Here is a 22,191-nt window from a genome sequence, read left to right as displayed (position 1 = left end):
CGGGCCCGCTGTGCGTCACCGCGTCGGTCCGTCAGGACGCCGACGCGGACGGGCTGGCCGACGCGCTCGGCTGCGGCGGGGCGCCCTCGCCGTCGTTGGTGGCGTCCGGGTCGACGCCCACCGTGATCGACCCACGGACACCACGGGCGATGTTCCGCTTGTCGTACTTCAGCTTGAGCAGGCCGCCCGCGGTGCCGCTCTGGTCGTAGATCGTGTCCTCGGTGAGCGTGGTGCGCTCGGTGGTGTTGGCGGAGTAAGGCGCCACCTCGGCGGAGGCCAGCACGGACTCCTCGTCGAAGAAGAACTGGCCCGTGTGGCAGGTGTGCCCGCCCTCGTACCCCGCGTCGGTCCACTCGCCGTCCACGTGCACCTTGACGTGGACGTGCACACAGCGACCCCGGTACCAGCCCGGGAAGACGGTCTTGAAGGTGACGTGACCGTGCCGGTCGGTCCGCCAGGTGCCGCGCAGATAGCGGGTGTCGTCGGTCGGCTCCTGGTGCCCGCCGGGGTTGCCGCCACCGGGGCCGCCCGACGGCGGTTCGCCGGTCGGAGTGCCGGTCGGGGGCTCACCGGTGGGCGCGGGACCGCCACCGCCGCTGCCCTGGGACTCGTAGCCGGAGTAGACACCCGAGGCGTCGCAGTGCCAGATGTCGACGGCGGCGTTCCGTACCGGCCTGCACGTCTCGGAGTCGATCACCTTGAGGGCGAGCAGCAGCGGGATGCCCTCCCGGTCCTCGGTGACGTCCCGGCGGATCTTGTCCGCGTCGATGTAGTACGGACCTTCGACGGCTTCGGAGGTCAGCCGGTAGCAGGCCTCGGTGCCGCTCGTGGCCGCGGCCGGGGCCTGTCTGGCGCCGCCCGCGTCGTCGGCGAAGGCATCCGCCGCGAACGCGCCTCCCAGACTCACCGCAACGACCGCTCCGGTTCCGGCCACTACGACCTTACGGCGTGTCAATTCCCTTGATTCCGGAAGCCTTTGGGGCTCCTGATTCTCTGTCATGCGCCGGAAAACTAGGGGGGCAGTCTGTCAGCGAGCTGAGAAAACGGCACTCTTCGCCCTGCCCGCACGAGGAGGGCCGGAAATCGCCTCCGGAGCACGGCCGCACCCGCATTTACATGTCACCTTCAACCTTTACAATCCGCCGCGTCACACCGGCGCACGGATGGTGCGCCAGGGACCGAGGGGGATGAACATGGCCATGAAAGGTCGTACGTCCGGAGGCAGTTGGAGATCCGCCGCCTTACTGCTCGCGGGGCTGATGGGGGCCACCCTGCTGTCGGCGGGACCGTCCTGGGCCGTGCACGGCGCCACTCCCGGGGACTTCAACGGCGACGGGTACCGCGATGCCGTCCTGCCCGCGCCGGGCGCGGACGTGGCCGGCCAGGCGGGCGCGGGCGCGGTGGTCGTCCTGTACGGGTCGAAGTCGGGGCTGTCGGCGGCCCGGCGCACGACCATCACGCAGAACACCGCCGGGGTGCCCAGCTCCGCGGAGGCGGGCGACGGCTTCGGGACCGCCACCGCCACCGCCGACCTCAACCGCGACGGCTACGCCGACCTGGTGGTCTCCGCACCGTACGAGGACACCGCCGAGGGCAAGGACTTCGGCCTGGTCACGGTGTTGTGGGGCAGCAAGGCAGGGCTGACGACGGCCACCCAGCTGCCGCTGCCCACCGCCACGTCGACGCACGGCACGCGGTTCGGGCTGGATCTCGCCGCTCTCAGCCTCGGCGGCGGTCCCAAGGAGCGGATCGTGGTGGCCGGGACGGAAGGCACCGTGAGCTTCAAGGGTCCGTTCAGCCGGACGGGCACCTACGGGACCCGCTCGGTCGAGGAGAACACCCCGTCCGTGGCGAGCGTGACGCTCGGCGACTTCAACGGCAACGCCACTCCCAGCCAGGCTCTCGTCACCGTCGGCCTGAGCGATCTGAGCGGCGGCGCGGTCTACGCGTACCCCGAGTACGGTGACGGTCCGCTCAAGGGCAACGGTTTCATCGCCGCCTCCGGCGACGTCAACGGCGACGGATTCGCCGATCTCGTGGTCGGCGACCCGGCCGAACCCCATGTCGCCGGTGTGGACGGCGCCTCGGGCGGCCGGGTCCTGGTCTGGTACGGAAGCGCGGCCGGTATCTCGGAGGACGCCGAACCCGCGCAGATCACCCAGAACACCGCGGGCGTGCCCGGCGTCAGCGAGAAGAACGACGCATTCGGCGGCGCCCTCGCCGTGGCCGACCTGAACCGGGACGGCCTCGCGGACATCGTCGTCGGCACGCCGTACGAGGGGGTCGCCGGCAAGAACCGGTCCGGCGAGGTGACGGTGATCCCGGGCCGCCGCTCCGGCGCGCTGGGCGCCGGTTCCTACTCCTTCAGCCAGTTCACCGCGGGCGTGGGCGGCGGCAACGAGACGGACGATTTCTTCGGCACCACCGTCTCCGTCGGGGACGTGAACAACGACGGCAGGCCCGAGCTGTTCGTCGGCGCGTCCGGCGAGAACAACTTCACCGGCGCGGTCTGGGTGTTCCCGGGCGGTGCCTCCGGTCCGACGGCCAAGGGCAGCCGGGTCTTCAACGCGGCCTCCGTCAACCTCACCCAGAAGTACGGCACGCTCCTCAGCGGCAACGGCCTGCACGAGCTGATCTGACCGCCGTGAGCACGTCATGGCGCCCGCCGGCGGTCCGGTGCGCCGAAAAGCGCCCGGGACGGTGACGTCCCGGGCGCTCTCGCCGGTTCGGGCGCGAGCGCCCCGGAGCCGGGGCGGTCCGTACTACGCCGCCGAGGCCGACGCCCCCGGCTGCACCGCGTCGTCCGTGCCGTCATGGGTGGCGTCCGGGTCCACGCCCAGGGTCAGGGAGGCCTGCACCCCCTTCGCGATGTGCTTCTTGTCGTACTTCAGCTTGAGCAGGCCGCCCGCGGTGCCGCTCTGGTCGTAGATCGTGTCCTCGGTGAGCGTGGTGCGCTCGGTGGTGCTGGTGGAGTAAGGCGCCACCTCGGCGGAGGCCAGCACGGACTCCTCGGAGAAGAAGAACTGGCCCGTGTGGCAGGTGTGCCCGCCCTCGTACCCCGCGTCGGTCCACTCGCCGTCCACGTGCACCTTGACGTGGACGTGCACACAGCGACCCCGGTACCAGCCCGGGAAGATCGTCTTGAAGGTGACGTGACCGCTGCGGTCCGTCTTCCAGGTGCCGCGCAGATAGCGCTCGTCGTCGGTCGGCTCCTCGTGGCCACCGCCGCCGGTGCCGCCGGAGGGCGCGCCGGACGGGGGCTCACCCGTGGGAGTGCCGGAGGGGGCGTTGCTCGGAACGTCGGTCGGCGCGCCCGAGGGGGCGTCGGTCGGCGCGCCGGCGCCGGTGGACAGGCTCTCGTAACCGGAGTAGATGCCCAGCGCGTCGCAGTGCCAGATGTCGACGGCCGCGTTCTTGATGGGCTTGCAGGTCTCGGAGTCGATCACCTTGAGGACCAGGGTCAGCGGGATGCCTTCCTTGTCCCCGGTGATGTCCTTACGGATCTTGTCCGCGTCGATGTAGTAGGGACCCTCGGTGGTCTCCGAGGTGAGCTTGTAGCAGGTCTCCGCGGCGGTGGCCGACGCGGTCGAGCCGGTGCCCGGCTCACCGGCGAAGGCGGTCACGGCCACTCCGCCGCCCACGCTCGCCACGGCCACGGCCGCTCCGCCCGCCACGACGACCTTGCGCCGGGTCATGCTCCGCTTGTGTGCTGGTCCTTGGTTTCCCGTCATGGGCGGTGACGTTAGGCACGGGCCCTGTCAGGAGCGTGGGGAAGGACTGTGCGTTGCCATGTGCGTGCAAAAGGGGCCAGGGAGCGGCTCCTCCGGAAGACCGACGGTCATCTCAGGACCCTGGAGTGAAAGTCGCCACAGCGGATACGTATGGTTCTCGCCATGCCAGTCCCTGAGGTCATTCCGATCGCTTACGAGCCGCAGGGCCGTACCCAGGCCGTCGGCCGCTACGCGGACGGACAGTTCCTGGGCTCGGTCACCTACGCCTTCCCCGAGAAGTACCGTCCCGACGACGGCTGGGAGGTGCACAAGCGCCTGTACTCGGTGCTGCATCTCTTCGACGCCGACGGCCGCTACCGCGACTCGGAGATCTGGTGCGCCGGCACCTGGGCCGAGCAGCAGCGGTCCCCGCACGGAGGAACGTCGGTGCTCGCCCACGCCCGCGCCCACCTGGCGACCAAGCTCCGCAGCCTGCCCCGGCGCACCTACACGGACATCGCGGTCAGTCCCTTCCGCGTCACCGTCGAAGGCGTGCTGTTCGGCCTGCTGACCGGGGAGGACGACGGCGAGGCCTGGGCCGAGCTCTACCCGGACCACCTCGGCTTCGGCGCGCCCTGGGACGGGCGGTACGACACCTAGGACCGCGGCATCAGAGCCTGAACGGCGAAGGGGGCCGGAAACCGATGTGGTTTCCGGCCCCCTTCGCAAGGGCTCGTCCGGGAGCGGGTTCCGCTTCCCGCGCTCCGCTACTTCGGCTGCGGCTTGCGCACCGAGAGGTGCAGCTCGCGCAGTCGCGCCTCCTCCAGCTCCGTCGGCGCGCCCATCATCAGGTCCTGGGCGTTGCCGTTGAGCGGGAAGGAGATCGTCTCGCGGATGTTGGGCTCGTCCGCGAGGAGCATGACGATCCGGTCGACGCCGGGGGCGATGCCGCCGTGCGGCGGGGCGCCGAAGCGGAAGGCGCGCAGCATGCCCGCGAACTTCTCCTCGACGGTCTCGCGGTCGTATCCCGCGATCTCGAAGGCCTTGAGCATGATCTCGGGCTCGTGGTTGCGGATCGCGCCGGAGGACAGCTCGACGCCGTTGCAGACGATGTCGTACTGCCAGCCCAGGATGTCCAGCGGGTCCTGGGTCCGGAGGGCCTCCAGACCGCCCTGCGGCATCGAGAAGGGGTTGTGCGAGAAGTCGATCGCGCCGGTCTCCTCGTCCTTCTCGTACATCGGGAAGTCGACGATCCAGCAGAACCGGAAGACGTTCTCCTCGAAGTGGCCGGCGCGCTTGGCGGCCTCGACGCGGACCGCGCCCATGATCTTCGAGACCTCGTCGAACTCGCCCGCGCCGAAGAAGACGGCGTGACCGGCCGCCAGCGACAGGCGCTTGGTCAGCTCGGCGACGTTCTCCTCGGTCAGGAACTTCGCGATCGGGCCGCTCAGCGAGCCGTCCTCGGCGACCCGGACCCAGGCCAGGCCCTTCGCGCCCAGCGTCACGGCGAAGTCGCCGAGCTGGTCGAAGAACTTGCGGGGCTGGGCCGAGACGTCCGGCACCGGCAGCGCGCGCACGTGCTTGCCGGCGAACGCCTTGAACTCCGAGCCCTCGAAGATGTCGGTGATGTCGACCAGCTCGAGCTGGGCCCGCAGGTCCGGCTTGTCGGAGCCGTACTTCAGCATCGACTCACGGAACGGGATCCGCGGGAACGGGGACGTCACATGACGGCCGTTGCCGAACTCCTCGAAGAGCTCCGTCATGAGCTTCTCGATGGGCTGGAAGACGTCCTCCTGCTCGACGAAGGACATCTCCACGTCGAGCTGGTAGAACTCGCCCGGCGAACGGTCCGCACGGGCGTCCTCGTCACGGAAGCAGGGCGCGATCTGGAAGTACCGGTCGAAGCCCGAGATCATCAGCAGCTGCTTGAACTGCTGCGGGGCCTGCGGCAGCGCGTAGAACTTGCCCGGGTTCAGGCGGGACGGCACGACGAAGTCGCGGGCGCCCTCGGGGGAGGTGGCGCTCAGGATCGGGGTCGCCATCTCGTTGAAGCCCAGCGCCGTCATCTTGTGGCGGATCGCCGAGATGACCGCCGTACGCAGCATGATGTTGCGGTGCATACGCTCGCGGCGCAGGTCCAGGAAGCGGTACTCCAGGCGCCGCTCCTCGTTGACCCCGTCCTCGGCGTTGATCGTGAAGGGCAGCGGCTGGGCGGCGCCGAGCAGCTCGACCTCGCCGACCTCGACCTCGACCTCACCGGTGGGCAGCTCGGGGTTGACGTTGTCGCTGCCGCGGGAGACGACCTTGCCGTCGACGCGGACCGTCGACTCCTTGGTCACCTTGTCGAGAGCCTCGTATGCGGGCGTGCCGGGGCGGGCGACGAGCTGCGTGATGCCGTAGTGATCGCGCAGATCGATGAAGAGGATGCCACCCAGGTCGCGCCGATTGTGCAGCCAGCCACTCAGCCGGACGTCGGTGCCGACGTCAGAGGCGCGGAGCTCGCCGCAGGTGTGGGACCTGTACCGATGCATCGTCGTTCATCCAGCCTTCGCGGATCGGGGTCGTGTTTCACGTGAAACCTCACCCCAGCCTACCGGCCGGTCCGTCATCACCTCCCCACCATTAGTACGGCAGGTCCGGGGGCGGGTCCCCGCGAGGGCCCGGACAGCGCCTCGGGGCCCGCGCTATGCCTCCGACGGCCCGGACGGCACCTCGGGCGGCCCGGACGGCCCGGACGGCCCGGACGGTCCGGACGACCCGGACGGCCCGGACGGCCCGGACGGCAGGTGACGGGTGCGCAGTTCGTGCAGGACCCCGAAGACGGCCGCCGTCAGCGGCACGGACAGCAGCATCCCGAGGATCCCGGCCACGGACGCGCCCGCGGTGATCGCCAGCATCACCACGGCCGGATGCATCTGCACGGTCCGGCTCTGGATCGCCGGCTGGAGCACATGCCCCTCCAGCAGCTGCACCCCCACCACCACACCGAGCGCCCACAGCGCGATGACGAATCCGCGTTCGGCGAGCGCGACCAGCACGGCCACCGACCCGGAGAGAAAGGCCCCGAGGTAGGGGATGTAGGCGGCGACGAAGACGAGCGCGCCGAGCCCGATGGCCCCCGGCACCCGCAGGATCAGCAGACCGACGGTGATGCAGACCGCGTCGATCAGCGCGATGAGCGTCGTCCCGCGCATGAACCCCTCGACGGCCTCGAAGGCGCGCCGCGCCATCACCTCCACGGTGTCGGCGGTGCCGCGCGGGGCGAGCGACCTGAGCGCGGGGGAGACCCGGTGGGCGTCGCGCAGGAAGAAGAAGACGAGCAGCAGGGCCAGAACGGCGACGGCGATGGTCTCGCCGACGACGCTGACCCCGCTGATGACGTTGGAGGCGGCGGTCCCGCCGAACCGGGAGAGCAGCTCCTTGCTGTGGCCGGCGAGGTCGTCCAGCGAGGTGCCGGCGGCACCGAAGTGGTCGGCGATGCTGCGCGCCGCGGTCCTGAGCGAGGCGACGATCTCGTCCCCGGTGTGGACGAGCGCCGCGACGACGATGTACACGGCTCCGCCGACGACGGCCACCACGGCGACACAGGTGACCACGGCCGCGACGGACCGGTTGACCCCGGCCTTCACCAGCCGGCGGTGCAGCGGCCCGAGCAGCGCGGTCCCCAGCAGCGCGAGCAGCACGGGCGTCACGGCCGTACGGAGCTCGGCGCACAGCCGGATCCCGAGATAGCCGACCCCGGCGACCAGCAGGACGACGGCACACCAGGCGGCGAGCCGACGGGCGGGATCGGGAAGCAGGTGCACACCTCCACCCGATCACGCGACGGGCGGGCCGTCCCGTCGGGACGGCCCGCCCGGGTGACGGAGCGTCAGGCCTGCGGTCCGCCCTCGGTCATCCCGTGCACCGCCGGAACGGTCCCCAGGCGGCCCTTCTGGAAGTCCTCGAACGCCTGCTGGAGCTCCCGCTGGTTGTTCATCACGAACGGGCCGTAGTGGGCCATCGGCTCCCGGATGGGCTGTCCGCCCAGGAGCACGACCTCCAGGTCCGGGGTGTGGGAGTCCTGCTGTGCGTCGGCGCGGACGGTCAGCGAGGAGCCCGCGCCGAAGACGGCCGTCTGGCCCAGCTTGATCGGCCGGCGCTCGGTGCCCACCGAACCCCGTCCGGCCAGCACGTAGGCGAGGCCGTTGAAGTCCTCGCGCCACGGCAGGGTGAGCTCGGCGCCCGCGGCCAGTGTCGCGTGGATCATCGTGATCGGGGTGTGGGTGATGCCGGGGCCCTGGTGGCCGTCCAGCTCACCGGCGATGACCCGCAGCAGCGCGCCGCCGTCGGGGGTGGACAGCAGCTGGACGTTGCCGCCGCGGATGTCCTGGTAGCGCGGGGCCATCATCTTGTCCTTGGCCGGGAGGTTCACCCACAGCTGGAGGCCGTGGAAGAGCCCGCCCGACATGACCAGGGACTCCGGCGGCGCCTCGATGTGCAGCAGGCCCGAGCCCGCCGTCATCCACTGGGTGTCGCCGTTGGTGATGGTGCCGCCACCGCCGTTGGAGTCCTGGTGGTCGAAGACGCCGTCGATGATGTAGGTGACGGTCTCGAAGCCGCGGTGCGGGTGCCAGGGGGTGCCCTTGGGCTCGCCCGGCGCGTACTCCACCTCGCCCATCTGGTCCATCATGATGAACGGGTCCAGATGGCGGTAGTTGATCCCGGCGAACGCGCGGCGCACCGGGAAGCCCTCGCCCTCGAAGCCGCTGGGCGCGGTCGTCACGGTGAGCACGGGGCGGGCCACCGCATCGGCGGGAGCGGCCACACGGGGCAGCGTCAACGGGTTCTCGACGGTTACTGCGGGCATGTCGGTACCTCCTTGTGCAACCAGATTAGTTGAGCATTGAACTTTCTGCCACCCTCAACGGAGAGAGCCCGGAGGGAATTCCCTCCGGGCTCGGGTCGTGGCATCGGGGTCGGCCGGGGCGGCTGGATCGGGCGGCCTGGGCGGACGGTCAGCCGTACATGCGACGCATCGCGAATTCGACCATCTGCTCCACGGCCTTGGCGTCGAAGACCATCCGGTACTCGCCCTCCATGTCGAGGACGAACCCGTACCCGGTCGGCAGCAGGTCGATCACCTCGGCTCCGGTGATCACGAAGTACTTGGACTCCTTGCCCGCGTACCGGCGCAGCTCCTTGAGGGAGCTGAACATCGGGATCACCGGCTGCTGGGTGTTGTGCAGCGCGAGGAAGCCAGGGTTGTCACCGCGCGGGCAGTAGACCTTCGAGGTGGCGAAGACCTGCTGGAAGTCCTCCGCGGCCACCTGGCCGGTGGTGAAGGCACGGACCGCGTCGACCAGCGAGGGCGGCGACGGTTCCGGGTAGTGCGGCGGCTGCTGGCCGTAACCGCCGACACCGCCGGGCATCTGCTGCTGCGGCGGGGCGTACCCCTGCTGGGCACCCGCGCTCTGGTCGTAGCCGTACATGCCCCAAAGAGTAACGAGTCACAGATGACCCGATCGGGGTTGCATCTTATTACTGGCGGGTAGCATCATCTAGCTACTTGTTGGTAAGTGAAACAGTCGCGAGGATTCAGCGCCTCGCCGATCCCTCTACGGAGCCGTCGCCATGGGGCACTACAAGTCGAATCTCCGCGACATCGAGTTCAACCTCTTCGAGGTGCTCGGCCGCGACAAGCTGTACGGCAGCGGCCCGTTCGAGGAGATGGACACCGAGACCGCCAGGAGCGTCCTCGCCGAGCTGACCCGCCTGGCGGAGAACGAGCTGGCCGAGTCCTTCACCGACGCCGACCGCAACCCGCCGGTCTTCGACCCGGAGACGAACACCGCCCCGGTGCCGGCCTCCTTCAAGAAGTCGTACAAGGCGTTCATGGACTCCGAGTACTGGCGCCTCGGCGTGCCCGAGGAGATCGGCGGCTCCACCTCGCCCCGCTCCCTGATATGGGCGTACGCGGAGCTGATCCTCGGCGCGAACCCGGCGGTCTGGATGTACTCCTCCGGCCCCGCGTTCGCGGGCATCCTCTTCGAGGAGGGCAACGACGTCCAGAAGCACATCGCCGCGATGGCCGTCGAGAAGCGCTGGGGCTCCACGATGGTCCTCACCGAGCCCGACGCCGGCTCGGACGTGGGCGCAGGCCGCACCAAGGCGATCCAGCAGGAGGACGGCTCCTGGCACATCGAGGGCGTGAAGCGCTTCATCACCTCCGGTGAGCACGACATGGAGGAGAACATCCTCCACTACGTCCTCGCCCGCCCCGAGGGCCACGGCCCCGGCACCAAGGGCCTGTCCCTCTTCCTCGTCCCGAAGTACGAGTTCGACTTCGAGACCGGCGAGCTGGGCGAGCGCAACGGCGTGTACGCGACGAACGTCGAGCACAAGATGGGCCTCAAGGCCTCCAACACCTGCGAGATGACCTTCGGCGACCGCCACCCCGCCAAGGGCTGGCTGATCGGCGACAAGCACGACGGCATCCGCCAGATGTTCCGCATCATCGAGTTCGCCCGCATGATGGTCGGCACGAAGGCCATCTCCACGCTGTCGACGGGCTACCTGAACGCGCTGGAGTACGCCAAGGAGCGCGTCCAGGGCACCGACCTCGCGAACTTCATGGACAAGACCGCGCCCAAGGTCACCATCACGCACCACCCCGACGTGCGCCGCTCGCTCATGACGCAGAAGGCGTACGCCGAGGGCATGCGCGCCCTGGTCCTGTACACGGCCGCGGTCCAGGACGAGATCCAGATCAAGGAGGCCGCCGGCGAGGACACCTCCGCCGCCGAGGCCCTGAACGACCTCCTCCTGCCGATCGTCAAGGGCTACGGCTCCGAGAAGGGCTACGAGCAGCTCGCCCAGTCGCTCCAGACCTTCGGCGGCTCCGGCTTCCTCCAGGAATACCCGATCGAGCAGTACATCCGCGACGCCAAGATCGACACCCTGTACGAGGGCACCACGGCGATCCAGGGCCAGGACTTCTTCTTCCGGAAGATCGTCCGCAACCAGGGCGCCGCGCTGAACTCCCTGGCCGAGGACATCAAGAAGTTCCTCGCCATCGGCACGGGCGGCGAGGAGCTGTCCGCCGCCCGCGACCACCTGGCCAAGGCGGCCGTCGAGCTGGAGGCCATCGTCGGTCTGATGCTGACCGACCTCGCCTCGACCGAGCAGGACGTCAAGAACATCTACAAGGTGGGCCTGAACACCACCCGCCTGCTGATGGCCTCCGGCGACGTGGTCGTCGGCTACCTGCTGCTCAAGGGCGCCGCGGTCGCCGCCGAGAAGCTGGAGACGGCCTCCGCCAAGGACCGGGCCTTCTACACCGGCAAGATCGCGGCGGCGAAGTTCTTCGCGGCCAACGTCCTGCCCGGCGTCACCCTGGCCCGCAAGGTGGCCACGGACGTCGACCTGGACCTGATGGAGCTGGACGAGGCCGCCTTCTAGTCCCGCCCGCCGTCCCCTGTCGCCCGCCGCCGGTCCCCGGGGGCGGGCGACGGTCCACGCCGGTCCCGGGCCGTACGGAAACAGCTCCACCAAGCCCTCACGAGGGCCCGTTCCCAGTGATGGGGAACGGGCCCTCGTCCGTCGTTAAGGTGAACCCATGAGCGAACCCTCCCGCTTCGACCGCGGCCACACCGACGACCTCATGACCTTCCTGAGCGCGAGCCCGTCGCCGTACCACGCGGTGGCGAACGCCGCCGAGCGGCTGGAGAAGGCCGGCTTCCGGCAGGTCTCGGAGACGGACGCCTGGGACGGGACGAGCGGCGGCAAGTACGTGCTGCGCGGCGGCGCCATCGTGGCCTGGTACGTCCCCGCGGGCGCCACGCCGCACACCCCCTTCCGGATCGTCGGGGCCCACACCGACTCGCCCAACCTGCGGGTCAAGCCGCTGCCGGACACCGGCGCGCACGGCTGGCGGCAGGTGGCCGTGGAGATCTACGGCGGGCCGCTGCTCAACTCCTGGCTCGACCGCGACCTGGGCCTGGCCGGACGGCTGACGCTGCGCGACGGCTCGACGCGTCTGGTCAACGTCGACCGGCCGCTGCTGCGTGTGCCGCAGCTCGCCATCCACCTCGACCGCGCGGTCAACTCCGAGGGGCTCAAGCTCGACAAGCAGCGCCACCTCCAGCCCGTCTGGGGCCTCGGCGACCGGGTGCGCGACGGAGACCTGATCGCCTTCGTGGAGGAGGAGGCGGGCGTCGCCGCGGGCGAGGTGACCGGCTGGGACCTGATGGTCCACTCCGTGGAGGCACCCGCCTACCTGGGCCGCGACAAGGACCTCGTGGCCGGGCCACGGATGGACAACCTGTTGTCGGTGCACGCCGGCACCGCGGCGCTGGCGGCGGTGGCGGCCCTGGACGACCTGCCGTACATCCCCGTCCTCGCCGCCTTCGACCACGAGGAGAACGGCTCGCAGTCCGACACCGGCGCGGACGGCCCGCTGCTGGGCAGCGTGCTGGAGCGTTCGGTGTTCGCCCGCGGAGGGTCGTACGAGGACCGGGCCCGCGCCTTCGCCGGCACCGTCTGCCTGTCCTCCGACACCGGCCACGCGGTCCACCCCAACTACGCCGAGCGGCACGACCCGACGCACCACCCGCGCGTCAACGGCGGCCCGATCCTCAAGGTGAACGTCAACAACCGCTACGCCACCGACGGTACGGGCCGCGCGGTGTTCGCCGCCGCCTGCGAGAAGGCGGACGTCCCGTTCCAGTCCTTCGTCTCCAACAACTCCATGCCCTGCGGCACGACCATCGGCCCGATCACCGCGGCCCGCCACGGCATCCGGACCGTCGACATCGGCGTGGCCATCCTGTCGATGCACAGCGCACGGGAGTTGTGCGGCGCGGACGACCCGCACCTGCTGGCGAACGCACTGGCGGCGTTCCTGGCCGGCTAGCAACAGCCCGCCGCGGCATGGGTGTTGCCAACGGGGGTACCCGCAGTCCAGGACCGGAACGACCGGTCCGGACAGGGAGGCGAGCCTGATGGGCCTCGGCGGATGCATCATCCTCATCGCGGTGGGAGCCATTCTCACGTTCGCGACCGACTGGCACATGCAGGGGGTCGACCTCGACATGGTCGGACTCATCCTCATGCTGGTCGGACTGATCGGTGTGGCGACGTTCAGTGGAATCGCCCGGCGCAGGCGGGTGGTCGTGCCGCCCGCGGCCACCGTCGTCGAGGAGGAACGGCACCACCACCGCGACGGCTATTCCGACGGATACGGCGTGTGATCCCGGCACAACGCCGCAGTCCCCGGCCGCGCGGGCGGACCGTTCACCCGATGTGAGTCACGGAACGTGAAGCGTTGACCCCGTATTGTCAAACAATGTGGCTATCGTGAAGACTCTGCCGCGCAGAGGCCATGGAGTCTTGCAATTCCACGACGGGGGAGCTCTGCCGTGCACGACCTGGCGGTATTCGGCGACCCCGCCGCAAGGAGCAACGCGACCAGTTCACCGACGGGGCGCCACGGCGCCCGCCGCGCGCACGCCGCGCACGAGGAACCGGCCGAGAACCCCCGGCTCGCGGTACTGATCCCGGCGCACAACGAGCAGGACCGCATAGCCGACGCCATCGACGGCCTGTGGCGGCAGAACCGGCGCCCCGACCTGATCGTGGTGGTCGCCGACAACTGCACCGACGACACCGCCGCCGTGGCCGCCGCCCACGGCGCCCAGGTCTTCCACACCCAGGGCAACACCCACAAGAAGGCCGGCGCCCTCAACCAGGCCATCGCCTGGATCCTGCCCCACCTCGACGACCGTGACCTGCTGCTGGTGCAGGACGCTGACACCGTGCTGAACCCCTGGTTCACCGAGACCGCCATCAGCACCTTCAACCGCAAGGTCGGCGCCGTCGGCGGGGTGTTCTACGGCGAGGAGGGCGGCGGACTCCTCGGCCTGCTCCAGCGCATGGAGTTCCACCGCTACGCCTGGGAGCTGGACCGCACCGGCGGCAAGGCCCAGGTGCTGACCGGCACCGGAACCATGTTCCGGGCCCGGGTGCTGCGCGAGGTGCGCGCCGCCCGCCGCGCCGGCACGATCGGCGGCGGCAACAGCTACTACAGCCTCGCCTCGCTCACCGAGGACGACGAGATGACCAAGGCGGTCAAGACCCTCGGCTACCGGGCCATGTCCCCGGCCGGCTGCGAGGTCGTCACCGAGGTCATGCCCACCCTGCCCAAGCTGTGGCACCAGCGGCTGCGCTGGCAGCGCGGAGCGCTGGAGAACCTCCGCGACTACGGCTGGACCCGGGTCACCGCCCGCTACTTCGTCCAGCAGTTCCTGATGGGCTTCGGCGCGCTCTCGTTCCTGGTCTACCTGACCTTCATGATCGCGTGCACGGCGATCTACGGCCTGCCAGGCCTGTCCCCGTTCTGGACCTCGATCGGCCTGATCTTCGTGGTCGAGAAGACCGTCTCCGTCCGTCGCGCCGGCCCCAAGGCACTCCTGGTGGCGCTGCTGATGATCCCGGAGATGCTCTACGACCTGTTCCAGCACGCCGTCTACTTCGCCTCGCTGTGGGGCCTGTTGCGCCGCAGCGAGGAGAAGTGGGTGGCCACATGAGCCCCCCACACCTTCCGACAGCACATCAGCACCAAGGAGAACGACCATGTACGGACGAGTCATAGGTGTCGGCACCACCGGCGCCGGCGGGGCCACGCTGGCCGCCACCGGAATGTGGATGAACAGCATGGCCATGATGGTTGCCGCCACCACGCTGGTGGCGGCCGGAGTGGCCCTGTTCAAGCTGGCGCCGCGCCCGCGCCGCCGCTGAACCGCCGGAACGCCCCGGCCCACCGGGGCGTTCCGGCTCGTCGGACGCCCTGAGAGGTCAGGGCTCCCCGGCTCCTCGGACGCCCTGAGACGTCAGGGCGTCCGAGGCCGACGGGTTCGACCCGTCAGGCACCCCGTGCCGTCTCCTGGTCGTCCATGCCGGCCAGGACCAACGGCAGCCGGTCCGCCCCGCCTTCGGTGAGGCGGACCGGAACCCCCCAGTCCTGCTGGTGCACATGGCAGGCCGGGTACTCGTTGGCCGGATCGTCGTCGCACGACGCGGCCATCGCCGAGACGTGCAGCACGCCCTCGGTCACCGCCGGGTCCAGCTCCAGCGTGCGCGCGAGATCCGTGTCCGCGCCCTCCCCCGCCAGCAGCAGTCCGGGCGGGGTCGAGGAGACCAGCAACCGGGTCGAGGGACCGTAACGGGTGTCCAGCTTCTGCCCCGCCGGCGCCTGGAAGATCACATCCAGCCGCAGCCGGCCGGGCCGCACCTCCGTGGCCGCACGCTGCGTGCGGTGGGCGACCGACTCCACCCGCACCGCCTCCTCCGGCAGCCGCAGCCGGGTCAGCCGGTGCCGGGCCGACTCCACCACCACGATGTCCTCGCCCACCAGCACGGCGTCGCTCGGCTCCCGCAGATCCGTGGCCAGCGTGCTCACCTCGCCGGTCGCGGGGTCGTAGCGACGCAGCGCGTGGTTGTAGGTGTCGGCGACGGCGACCGAACCGTCGGGCAGCGCGGTCACCCCCAGCGGGTGCTGGAGCAGCGCCTGCCCGGCGGCCCCGTCCCGGTGCCCGAAGTCGAACAGGCCGGTGCCCACGGCCGTGTGGACGACGCCGTCGAGGTCCACCCAGCGCAGCGCGGACGTCTCGGAGTCGGCGAGCCACAGCCGGTCGGCGGTGGCCGCGAGCCCGGAGGGCTGGGCGAACCAGGCCTCGGTCCCCGGCCCGTCGACGAGCCCCTCGTTGGTCGTCCCCGCCGCGACGGCGACGGTCCCGGCGGCGGGGTCGTACGCCCACAGCTGGTGGACGCCCGCCATCGCGATCCACACCCGGCCGCCGAAGACGGCCACGTCCCACGGCGAGGACAGGTCGACCTCCCGGGCCGGTCCTGACGACGGCGAACCCTGCCACCACTGACGGCCGGTGCCCGCCAGGGTCGTCACCTCGCCGGTCGACGGATCCAGGCGCCGCAGGGCGTGGTTGACCGTGTCGGCGACGACCACGGCCCCGTCCAGCAGCGTCAGACCCTGCGGCTCGTTGAAGGTCGCCGTGTCCGCCGTACCGTCCGCGAACCCGCGCGCCCCCGATCCGATCCGCCGCAGGACCGTCTCGCCGTCCTCGGCGAGTTCCACCAGCTGATGCCGGGTCGTGTCGCTGACCAGGAAGGTCCCGGAGGGCAGCAGCAGCGCCTTGCCGGGGAAGCGCAGCACCGTCGGCTCGGGCTCCGGCGCCACGTACGGCCCGTCGCCGCGGCGCAGCGTGCCCTTCGCCTCGTGCTCGGCCTCCAGCTCCTCGACGAGCCGCGCGATCGCGTGCGCGTGTCCCTCACCGGCGTGCTGCGCGACGACGTAGCCCTCGGGGTCGATCACGACCAGCGTCGGCCAGGCCCGCACCGCGTACTGCTTCCAGGTGGCGAGCTCCGGGTCGTCGAGCACGGGGTGCTCCACCCCGTAGCGTTCGACCGCGTCCACGACCGCCTGGTGCTCGGCCTCGTGCACGAACTTCGGCGAGTGGACACCGACGATCACGACGGTGTCCCGGTGCTTCTCCTCCAGCTCCCGCAGCTCGTCGAGGACATGCAGGCAGTTGATGCAGCAGAAGGTCCAGAAATCCAAGATCAATGTGCGACCTCGGAAGTCGGCGAGCTTCAGGTCCTTCCCGCCCGTGTTGATCCAGCCCCCCTTGCCGATCAGCTCGGGGGCACGGACACGGACACGGCGGGGAGAGGAGTCGCTCATGATCCCAGAGTGCCATCACCGCTGCTGGGACGTGGTCCCGCCCTGCCCACCGCGCCGGGACGGCGGGCAGGGCGATCACCCCGTGACGATCGGTCCGCGTCGGGGAAGTCATGCGGGCATGAGATTCCTGGTACGCGACCGGCTGCTCGGCTTCGGCGACGACTACTGGATCGAGGACGAGCACGGCGAGAAGGTCTTCCTCGTCGACGGCAAGGCGATGCGGCTGCGCGACACCTTCGAGCTGAAGGACGCCCGCGGCCGCGTCCTGATCGACTTCCACCGCAGGATGCTGACGTTGCGGGACACGATGGCGATCGAGCGGGACGGCGAGCCGCTCGCGACGATCCGCCGCAAACGGCTCTCCCTGCTGCGCAACCACTACCGGGTGTCGCTCGTGGACGGCACCGAGCTGGACGTCGGCGGCAAGGTCCTCGACCGCGAGTTCGCCGTCGAGTACGACGGCGAACTGCTCGCCGTCGTCTCCCGGCGGTGGCTGCACGTGCGGGAGACGTACGGCGTCGACGTCGTACGGGAGGACGCCGATCCGGCGCTGCTGATCGCGGTGGCGGTGTGCGTCATCCACCTGGCGGAGCAGGAGCGGGAGGGAGAACGGGTGCGGGACTGATCCCGGTTCCTCAGCGAAGGGGCGCGGCCAGTCCCAGGACCCGGTCCTTCAGGGCGGGGAACTGCTCCCGGACCGCGGCGACCTTCGCCGGGTCGAACTCCACGCTGAGGACCTCCTCCTCGGGGCCCGCCTGCGCGAGGACCTCGCCCCAGGGATCGACCACGATCGAGTGCCCCGCCTGGGGGACTCCCGCATGGGTCCCGGCCGTTCCGCACGCGAGCACGAACGCCTGGTTCTCCACCGCCCGCGCCTGGGCCAGCAGCGTCCAGTGCGCGCGTCGGCGCTCCGGCCAGCCGGCCGGGAGCAGCAGCACCTCGGCGCCGGCGTCGACGAGCCCGCGGAAGAGTTCGGGGAAACGGAGGTCGTAGCAGGTGGCCAGACCGGCCGTGGTGCCGGCCAGGCGCGCGGTGCGCAGTTCCGTACCCGCGCCCATGAGCACGGCCTCGCCCTTGTCGAATCCGAAGCGGTGGATCTTGCGGTAGGCGGCGGCGAGCTCTCCGGAGGGGGAGAAGAGGAGCGAGGTGTTGTACAGGGAGCCGTCCGGGTCCCGCTCCGGGATCGAGCCCGCGTGCAGCCACACGCCCGCCTCGCTCGCGGCCTTCGCCATCGCCTCGTGGGTCGGCCCGTCGAGCGGCTCCGCCTCGTCGGCGAACCGCTCGTAGGCGAAGGCGCCCGTGGTCCACAGCTCGGGCAGCATCACCAGGTCGGCGGCGCCCGCCCGATCCCGTACCAGAGAGGCCACCCGGGCCCGCCGTGACGCGGTCGATTCGCCTTCGTCCACGGCGACTTGGATCAAAGAGGCGCGCACACTACCACCGTCCTGGCATTCGAGCCGTCCACACGGGCCTACGATCGTCACACGAAAGCACTGCCGGGGTGCCTCGCAGCAGCGTAACTTGGGGGTCCCCCCGATTCGAGCGGAGCCGAGAATAGGGGGAGCCGAGGCACCCACCGATTGTCACCTCCCGCTGGCAACGCCGCCGTAAACCAACCGTGTACCGACCGCCGAGGGGTCCCGTTCCGTGAGTCTGCATCCCACCCTCCAGCCCTACGCCGACGCCTGGACCCACTCCATCGACGCGATATCCGAACTGGTCCAGCCGCTCGTGGAGGGCGAGTGGAACCGGCGGACCCCGTGCCCGGGATGGTCGGTCAGGGACGTCGTCTCGCATGTGATCGGCCTGGACTGCGAGATGCTGGGCGACCCGCGCCCCATCCACACCCTGCCGCGGGACCTGTTCCACGTCACCAACGAGCACCAGCGCTACATGGAGATGCAGGTCGACGTCCGCCGCCACCACACGGCGCCGGAGATGACGTCGGAGCTGGAGTACACGGTCATCCGCCGCAACCGCCAGCTGCGCAACGAATCCCGCGATCCCGGTACGAAGGTGCGCGGCCACCTCAGCACCGAGGTCACCCTCGAGGAGTCCATGCGCACCCACGCGTTCAACGTCTGGGTGCACGAGCAGGACCTGCGGGCCGCCCTCGGCCGTCCGGGCGACCTCGACTCCCCCGGCGCGCACATCGCCCGCGACGTGCTGCTCGCCGCCCTCCCCCAGGTCGTGGCCGACAAGGCGCAGGCTCCGCGCAGTTCGGCGGTCGTCCTCGACGTGCACGGGCCCGTCGAGTTCCTGCGCACGATCCGCGTCGACATCCAGGGCCGCGGCACCCTGGAGACGGCCCCCGCCCTCGGCCCCGCCGCCACCCTCACCCTCGACTGGGAGACCTTCGTGCGCCTGGCCTGCGGCCGGGTGTCAGCGGACGCGGTGGCGGACCGGATCAAGACGGAGGGCGACCCGGAGCTCACCGGGGCGATCCTGCGGAACTTCGCGGTGACCCGGTGACGCGGGTGACCCCGTAGCGCGGTGACGTCGTGGCGCGGTGACGTCGTGGCGCGGTGACCCCATGACGCGGGTGACCCGGTGACGCGGAGGCGTGCCGGCCCGGTGGGGCCGGCCACGGGCGGGGGACACCCGCCCGTGGGCCCGCTCACCCTCACACCGGTACGTGCACCGTCTCCACCCGGGACGCCACCAGCCGCTCCCGCTCCCGCCGGGCCGCCCGGCCCCGCAGGCGCAGGATCTGGCTGACACCGAGCGCCTGGAGGACGAACACCGCGGAGAAGGCGACGGTGAAGTCGTCGCCGGTGGCGTCCAGCAGCACACCCACCGCGAACAGCGTCGTCATCGAGGCGACGAACCCGCCCATGTTCGTGATGCCGGACGCGGTTCCCTGCCGCTCCGGCGGATTCGCCGGCCGCGCGAAGTCGAAGCCGAGCATCGACGCCGGTCCGCACGCCCCGAGCACCGCGCACAGCACGATCAGCAGCCACATCGGCGCGTGCGCGCCGGGCCAGGCCAGCGTCACCGCCCAGACCACGGCCGTGGCCCCCACCGTCCCCAGCGCCAACGGCAGCCGGGCCTCGTGGTGCCGGGCCACGATCTGGCCGTACACCAGGCCGACCATCATGTTGGAGAGCACGACCAGCGTGAGGAGTTCACCGGCGGTGGCCCTGCTGAGCCCCTGTGCCTCGACCAGGAACGGCATCCCCCACAGCAGCAGGAACACCATCGCGGGGAACTGGGTGGTGAAGTGCACCCACAGCCCCAGGCGCGTCCCCGGCTCCCGCCAGGACGCGAGGATCTGACGGCGGACGTAGGCGGCGCCCCGGTGCGGGAACGGCTCCGGCTCGAACCCCTCGGGGTGGTCCTCCAGGAACAGCAGCAGCAGGACGAGCACCACGACACCGGCGAGCGCGCTGCCCGCGAACGCCGCCGTCCAGCCGACGCCGTGCAGCAGCCGGGCCAGCACCAGCGTCGACACCAGGTTGCCGGCCATGCCGGCCAGACCCGCGAGCTGCGCGACCAGCGGTCCGCGCCGCGCCGGGAACCAGCGCGAGCCGAGCCGCAGCACGCTGATGAACGTCATCGCGTCACCGCAGCCGAGCAGGGCCCGCGACGCGAGCGCCGTGCCGTACGACGGTGAGAACGCGAAGCCCAGCTGCCCGGCCGTGAACAGCACGACGCCGATGGTCAGCACCTTCCTGGTGCCGAGCCGGTCCACCAGGAGCCCCACGGGTATCTGCATGCCCGCGTACACCAGCAACTGGAGGATGGAGAAGGTGGACAGCGCGGAGGCGCCCACGTGGAAGCGGTCGGCGGCGTCGAGTCCCGCCACGCCCAGGGACGTGCGGAAGATGACGGCGACGAAGTAGACGGCGACGCCGATGGACCAGACGGCCACGGCGCGACGGCCGCCCGGCGGGTCCGAGGGGAGCACCGTCACGGGCCTGGAGCCGCCGCTCATCGGACCTCGCCCCGGGCCAGATGGGAGAACCAGCCGATGTGCCGGTGGACCAGGGAGACGGCCGCCTCCGCGTCCCCCGCGCGCAGCGCGCCGAGGATCTCCTCGTGCTCGGCGAGGGTCTTGGCGATCCGGTCGGGGTGGGAGTGCATCACCGCCACGCCCATCCGGAGCTGGCGGTCGCGGAGCTGGTCGTAGAGGCGGGAGAGGATCTCGTTGCCCCCGCTGCGGACGATCTCCGCGTGGAAGCAGCGGTCGGTGACGGCGGCGCCCGCCAGGTCCCCGGCGGCGGCCTGGGCCTTCTGGCGGGCCAGCAGCCCCTCCAGCCGTTCGAGGAGACCGGCGGGGGCGGGTACGGCCTTGCGCGCCGCGTGCTCCTCCACCAGCAGCCGGGTCTCCACGACGTCGGCGATCTCCTGCGCGGAGACCGGCAGGACCAGGGCGCCCTTCTTCGGGTAGAGCTTGATCAGCCCCTCGGCCTCCAGCCGCAGCAGTGCCTCGCGCACGGGGGTGCGCGAGACCCCGACGGCCTCGGCGAGCTCGCCCTCGGTGAGCAGGGTGCCGCCCTCGTAACGGCGCTCCAGGACGGCTTGCTTGACGTGGCTGTAGACGCGGTCGGCGGCGGGTGCTTGTTTGACGGCCAGGCTCATGCCCACAGGATAGATACATCACGTACGCATGGTGGCGTCCGTTCCAGCATCCGGACCCCGGACCGGACGAACCTCTCCCTCTTCACCCGTTCAGGGAATTCGGCCCCAGCAACCGCACAACCTTCTGTGCTACTTACGTGTCACACACTTGCGGCCCTCTCGCTGTAGCCCGCCAACTCGGCCGCACAACAGGGGCATTCAACTTATTCGGGGTAACTCACTTGATAAAGGGCATTAAGGGCATCCGTCGCCGCCGTGTCGCCGCCGTAGCCGTCACCGCGGGCGCCGTGCTGGCCACCGGAGCCTTCGCCGCCGCACCCGCGCAGGCCGTCACCACGCCGTCGATCCTGGGCAAGACCGGCTATGTGATGAACAACGCGAACGGTGCGACGCTCTACAACAAGGGCATGGACACCAAGCTGTCCACCGGTTCCACCACGAAGATCATGACCGCGAAGGTCGTGCTCTCGCAGTCCAACCTCAACCTGGACGCCAAGGTCACCATCCAGAAGGCGTACAGCGACTACATCGTCGCCAAGGGCGCGTCGTCCGCCCACCTGATCGTCGGTGACAAGGTCACCGTCCGCCAGCTGCTCTACGGTCTGATGCTGCCGTCCGGCTGCGACGCCGCGTACGCGCTGGCCGACAAGTACGGCACCGGTTCGACCAGGGCCCTGCGGGTGAAGTCGTTCCTCGCCAAGATGAACTCCACCGCCAAGAGCCTCGGCATGACGAACAGCCACTTCGACTCGTTCGACGGCATCGGCAGCGGCAGCAACTACTCGACGGCGAAGGACCTGACGAAGCTCGCCAGCAGCGCGATGAAGAGCGCGAACTTCCGCGCGATCGTCAAGACCAAGTCGTACACGGCGAAGACGATCACCAAGACCGGCAGCACCCGCACCATGGCCGCGTGGACGAACACGAACACGCTGCTCAGCACCTACAGCGGCGCCATCGGCGTGAAGACCGGCTCCGGCCCCGAGGCGAAGTACTGCCTCGTCTTCGCCGCGACCCGGAACGGCAAGACCGTCATCGGCACGATCCTCGCCGACACCAACGTGACGCAGCGCGCCACGGACGCCACGAAGCTCCTCAACTACGGCTTCGCGCGACTGGCCTGACGCACACCTATCGAGGAGGGGTCCTTCCGCGGCGGCGGAA

The 22,191-nt window shown here is 70.4% G+C and carries 20 protein-coding genes; 10 read left to right on the top strand and 10 right to left on the bottom strand.

Annotation, left to right across the window (positions count from 1 at the left end; genetic code table 11):
* Positions 1-31: 31 nt before the first annotated feature.
* A complete protein-coding gene (locus ACWC24_RS03530) occupies positions 32-1,000 on the bottom strand; it encodes an intradiol ring-cleavage dioxygenase (RefSeq protein ID WP_450661167.1) in 969 nt (322 codons plus the stop codon).
* 193 nt (positions 1,001-1,193) lie between these two features.
* Here ACWC24_RS03530 and ACWC24_RS03525 point away from each other — a divergent pair, with 193 nt between their 5' ends.
* Positions 1,194-2,639, top strand: coding sequence for a VCBS repeat-containing protein (locus tag ACWC24_RS03525; protein ID WP_450661166.1), 1,446 nt, complete (start codon positions 1,194-1,196; stop codon positions 2,637-2,639).
* Positions 2,640-2,762: 123 nt separating this feature from the next.
* On the opposite strand, the gene ACWC24_RS03520 is transcribed toward ACWC24_RS03525, so the two are convergent.
* Positions 2,763-3,731, bottom strand: a complete 969-nt coding sequence (locus ACWC24_RS03520) for a dioxygenase family protein (RefSeq protein ID WP_450661165.1) — start codon at positions 3,729-3,731, stop codon at positions 2,763-2,765.
* A 162-nt stretch (positions 3,732-3,893) separates the two neighbouring features.
* Between ACWC24_RS03520 and ACWC24_RS03515 the strand changes: the two genes are divergently transcribed.
* Entirely contained in the window at positions 3,894-4,370 is a 477-nt protein-coding gene (locus ACWC24_RS03515; RefSeq protein ID WP_450661164.1) for a hypothetical protein, read from the top strand.
* 107 nt (positions 4,371-4,477) lie between these two features.
* Here ACWC24_RS03515 and aspS read toward each other — a convergent pair whose 3' ends face one another.
* From aspS to ACWC24_RS03495, 4 genes are all read right to left on the bottom strand, one after another.
* Positions 4,478-6,241 (bottom strand): aspartate--tRNA ligase, encoded by a 1,764-nt coding sequence (gene aspS / locus ACWC24_RS03510; protein WP_450661163.1) that lies wholly within the window; start codon positions 6,239-6,241, stop codon positions 4,478-4,480.
* Between the two features lie 153 nt (positions 6,242-6,394).
* Positions 6,395-7,516 carry an AI-2E family transporter gene (locus ACWC24_RS03505; RefSeq protein WP_450661162.1) on the bottom strand — a complete coding sequence of 374 codons (1,122 nt, stop codon included), beginning with the start codon at positions 7,514-7,516 and terminating at the stop codon, positions 6,395-6,397.
* A 65-nt stretch (positions 7,517-7,581) separates the two neighbouring features.
* The gene (locus ACWC24_RS03500) at positions 7,582-8,559 is read right to left on the bottom strand and encodes a pirin family protein (protein ID WP_450661161.1); all 978 of its coding nucleotides are present in this window, start codon (positions 8,557-8,559) and stop codon (positions 7,582-7,584) included.
* A gap of 148 nt (positions 8,560-8,707) precedes the next feature.
* Positions 8,708-9,181, bottom strand: a complete 474-nt coding sequence (locus ACWC24_RS03495; RefSeq protein ID WP_450661160.1) for an SseB family protein — start codon at positions 9,179-9,181, stop codon at positions 8,708-8,710.
* Between the two features lie 142 nt (positions 9,182-9,323).
* Here ACWC24_RS03495 and ACWC24_RS03490 point away from each other — a divergent pair, with 142 nt between their 5' ends.
* The 5 genes from ACWC24_RS03490 to ACWC24_RS03470 all read left to right on the top strand — a co-directional run bounded on the left by ACWC24_RS03490 (position 9,324) and on the right by ACWC24_RS03470 (position 14,486).
* Positions 9,324-11,150 carry an acyl-CoA dehydrogenase gene (locus ACWC24_RS03490; RefSeq protein WP_450661159.1) on the top strand — a complete coding sequence of 609 codons (1,827 nt, stop codon included), beginning with the start codon at positions 9,324-9,326 and terminating at the stop codon, positions 11,148-11,150.
* 157 nt (positions 11,151-11,307) lie between these two features.
* Entirely contained in the window at positions 11,308-12,603 is a 1,296-nt protein-coding gene (locus ACWC24_RS03485) for a M18 family aminopeptidase (protein ID WP_450661158.1), read from the top strand.
* An 88-nt stretch (positions 12,604-12,691) separates the two neighbouring features.
* Complete coding sequence (locus ACWC24_RS03480; protein WP_450661157.1) at positions 12,692-12,940, top strand: DUF6458 family protein; 249 nt, start codon at positions 12,692-12,694, stop codon at positions 12,938-12,940.
* 177 nt (positions 12,941-13,117) lie between these two features.
* On the top strand, positions 13,118-14,275 hold the full coding sequence (locus tag ACWC24_RS03475; RefSeq protein WP_450661414.1) for a glycosyltransferase: 1,158 nt from the start codon (positions 13,118-13,120) through the stop codon (positions 14,273-14,275).
* Between the two features lie 46 nt (positions 14,276-14,321).
* Entirely contained in the window at positions 14,322-14,486 is a 165-nt protein-coding gene (locus tag ACWC24_RS03470) for a hypothetical protein (protein WP_450661156.1), read from the top strand.
* 124 nt (positions 14,487-14,610) lie between these two features.
* Here the strand turns inward: ACWC24_RS03470 and ACWC24_RS03465 are convergent, their stop codons facing one another.
* On the bottom strand, positions 14,611-16,446 hold the full coding sequence (locus tag ACWC24_RS03465; protein ID WP_450661155.1) for an NHL domain-containing thioredoxin family protein: 1,836 nt from the start codon (positions 16,444-16,446) through the stop codon (positions 14,611-14,613).
* A gap of 118 nt (positions 16,447-16,564) precedes the next feature.
* On the opposite strand from ACWC24_RS03465, the gene ACWC24_RS03460 reads away from it, so the two are divergent.
* On the top strand, positions 16,565-17,071 hold the full coding sequence (locus ACWC24_RS03460) for an LURP-one-related/scramblase family protein (protein ID WP_450661154.1): 507 nt from the start codon (positions 16,565-16,567) through the stop codon (positions 17,069-17,071).
* 10 nt (positions 17,072-17,081) lie between these two features.
* On the opposite strand, the gene ACWC24_RS03455 is transcribed toward ACWC24_RS03460, so the two are convergent.
* A complete protein-coding gene (locus ACWC24_RS03455) occupies positions 17,082-17,879 on the bottom strand; it encodes a carbon-nitrogen family hydrolase (RefSeq protein ID WP_450661153.1) in 798 nt (265 codons plus the stop codon).
* Positions 17,880-18,093: 214 nt separating this feature from the next.
* Here ACWC24_RS03455 and ACWC24_RS03450 point away from each other — a divergent pair, with 214 nt between their 5' ends.
* Complete coding sequence (locus ACWC24_RS03450; RefSeq protein ID WP_450661152.1) at positions 18,094-18,918, top strand: maleylpyruvate isomerase family mycothiol-dependent enzyme; 825 nt, start codon at positions 18,094-18,096, stop codon at positions 18,916-18,918.
* Between the two features lie 151 nt (positions 18,919-19,069).
* Here ACWC24_RS03450 and ACWC24_RS03445 read toward each other — a convergent pair whose 3' ends face one another.
* Both ACWC24_RS03445 and ACWC24_RS03440 read right to left on the bottom strand, forming a co-directional pair.
* Entirely contained in the window at positions 19,070-20,380 is a 1,311-nt protein-coding gene (locus ACWC24_RS03445) for an MFS transporter (protein ID WP_450661151.1), read from the bottom strand.
* On the bottom strand, positions 20,377-21,027 hold the full coding sequence (locus ACWC24_RS03440; protein ID WP_450661150.1) for a GntR family transcriptional regulator: 651 nt from the start codon (positions 21,025-21,027) through the stop codon (positions 20,377-20,379). Before ACWC24_RS03440 ends, ACWC24_RS03445 begins: the two co-directional genes overlap by 4 nt.
* 221 nt (positions 21,028-21,248) lie before the next feature.
* On the opposite strand from ACWC24_RS03440, the gene ACWC24_RS03435 reads away from it, so the two are divergent.
* Positions 21,249-22,151, top strand: coding sequence for a D-alanyl-D-alanine carboxypeptidase family protein (locus tag ACWC24_RS03435; protein ID WP_450661149.1), 903 nt, complete (start codon positions 21,249-21,251; stop codon positions 22,149-22,151).
* Positions 22,152-22,191: the final 40 nt, after the last annotated feature.

The sequence above is a fragment of the Streptomyces sp. NPDC001443 genome, assembly GCF_053597355.1.
This window is presented reverse-complemented; position numbering and strand designations above follow the sequence as displayed.

Excerpts from the sequence above, each read along its gene's own strand:
- ACWC24_RS03530 (WP_450661167.1), bottom strand. The coding sequence starts at position 1,000 with ATGACAGAGAATCAGGAGCCCCAAAGGCTTCCGGAATCAAGGGAATTG.
- ACWC24_RS03525 (WP_450661166.1), top strand. The coding sequence starts at position 1,194 with ATGGCCATGAAAGGTCGTACGTCCGGAGGCAGTTGGAGATCCGCCGCC.
- ACWC24_RS03520 (WP_450661165.1), bottom strand. The coding sequence starts at position 3,731 with ATGACGGGAAACCAAGGACCAGCACACAAGCGGAGCATGACCCGGCGC.
- ACWC24_RS03515 (WP_450661164.1), top strand. The coding sequence starts at position 3,894 with ATGCCAGTCCCTGAGGTCATTCCGATCGCTTACGAGCCGCAGGGCCGT.
- aspS (WP_450661163.1), bottom strand. The coding sequence starts at position 6,241 with ATGCATCGGTACAGGTCCCACACCTGCGGCGAGCTCCGCGCCTCTGAC.
- ACWC24_RS03500 (WP_450661161.1), bottom strand. The coding sequence starts at position 8,559 with ATGCCCGCAGTAACCGTCGAGAACCCGTTGACGCTGCCCCGTGTGGCC.
- ACWC24_RS03495 (WP_450661160.1), bottom strand. The coding sequence starts at position 9,181 with ATGTACGGCTACGACCAGAGCGCGGGTGCCCAGCAGGGGTACGCCCCG.
- ACWC24_RS03490 (WP_450661159.1), top strand. The coding sequence starts at position 9,324 with ATGGGGCACTACAAGTCGAATCTCCGCGACATCGAGTTCAACCTCTTC.
- ACWC24_RS03485 (WP_450661158.1), top strand. The coding sequence starts at position 11,308 with ATGAGCGAACCCTCCCGCTTCGACCGCGGCCACACCGACGACCTCATG.
- ACWC24_RS03480 (WP_450661157.1), top strand. The coding sequence starts at position 12,692 with ATGGGCCTCGGCGGATGCATCATCCTCATCGCGGTGGGAGCCATTCTC.
- ACWC24_RS03470 (WP_450661156.1), top strand. The coding sequence starts at position 14,322 with ATGTACGGACGAGTCATAGGTGTCGGCACCACCGGCGCCGGCGGGGCC.
- ACWC24_RS03465 (WP_450661155.1), bottom strand. The coding sequence starts at position 16,446 with ATGAGCGACTCCTCTCCCCGCCGTGTCCGTGTCCGTGCCCCCGAGCTG.
- ACWC24_RS03460 (WP_450661154.1), top strand. The coding sequence starts at position 16,565 with ATGAGATTCCTGGTACGCGACCGGCTGCTCGGCTTCGGCGACGACTAC.
- ACWC24_RS03445 (WP_450661151.1), bottom strand. The coding sequence starts at position 20,380 with ATGAGCGGCGGCTCCAGGCCCGTGACGGTGCTCCCCTCGGACCCGCCG.
- ACWC24_RS03440 (WP_450661150.1), bottom strand. The coding sequence starts at position 21,027 with ATGAGCCTGGCCGTCAAACAAGCACCCGCCGCCGACCGCGTCTACAGC.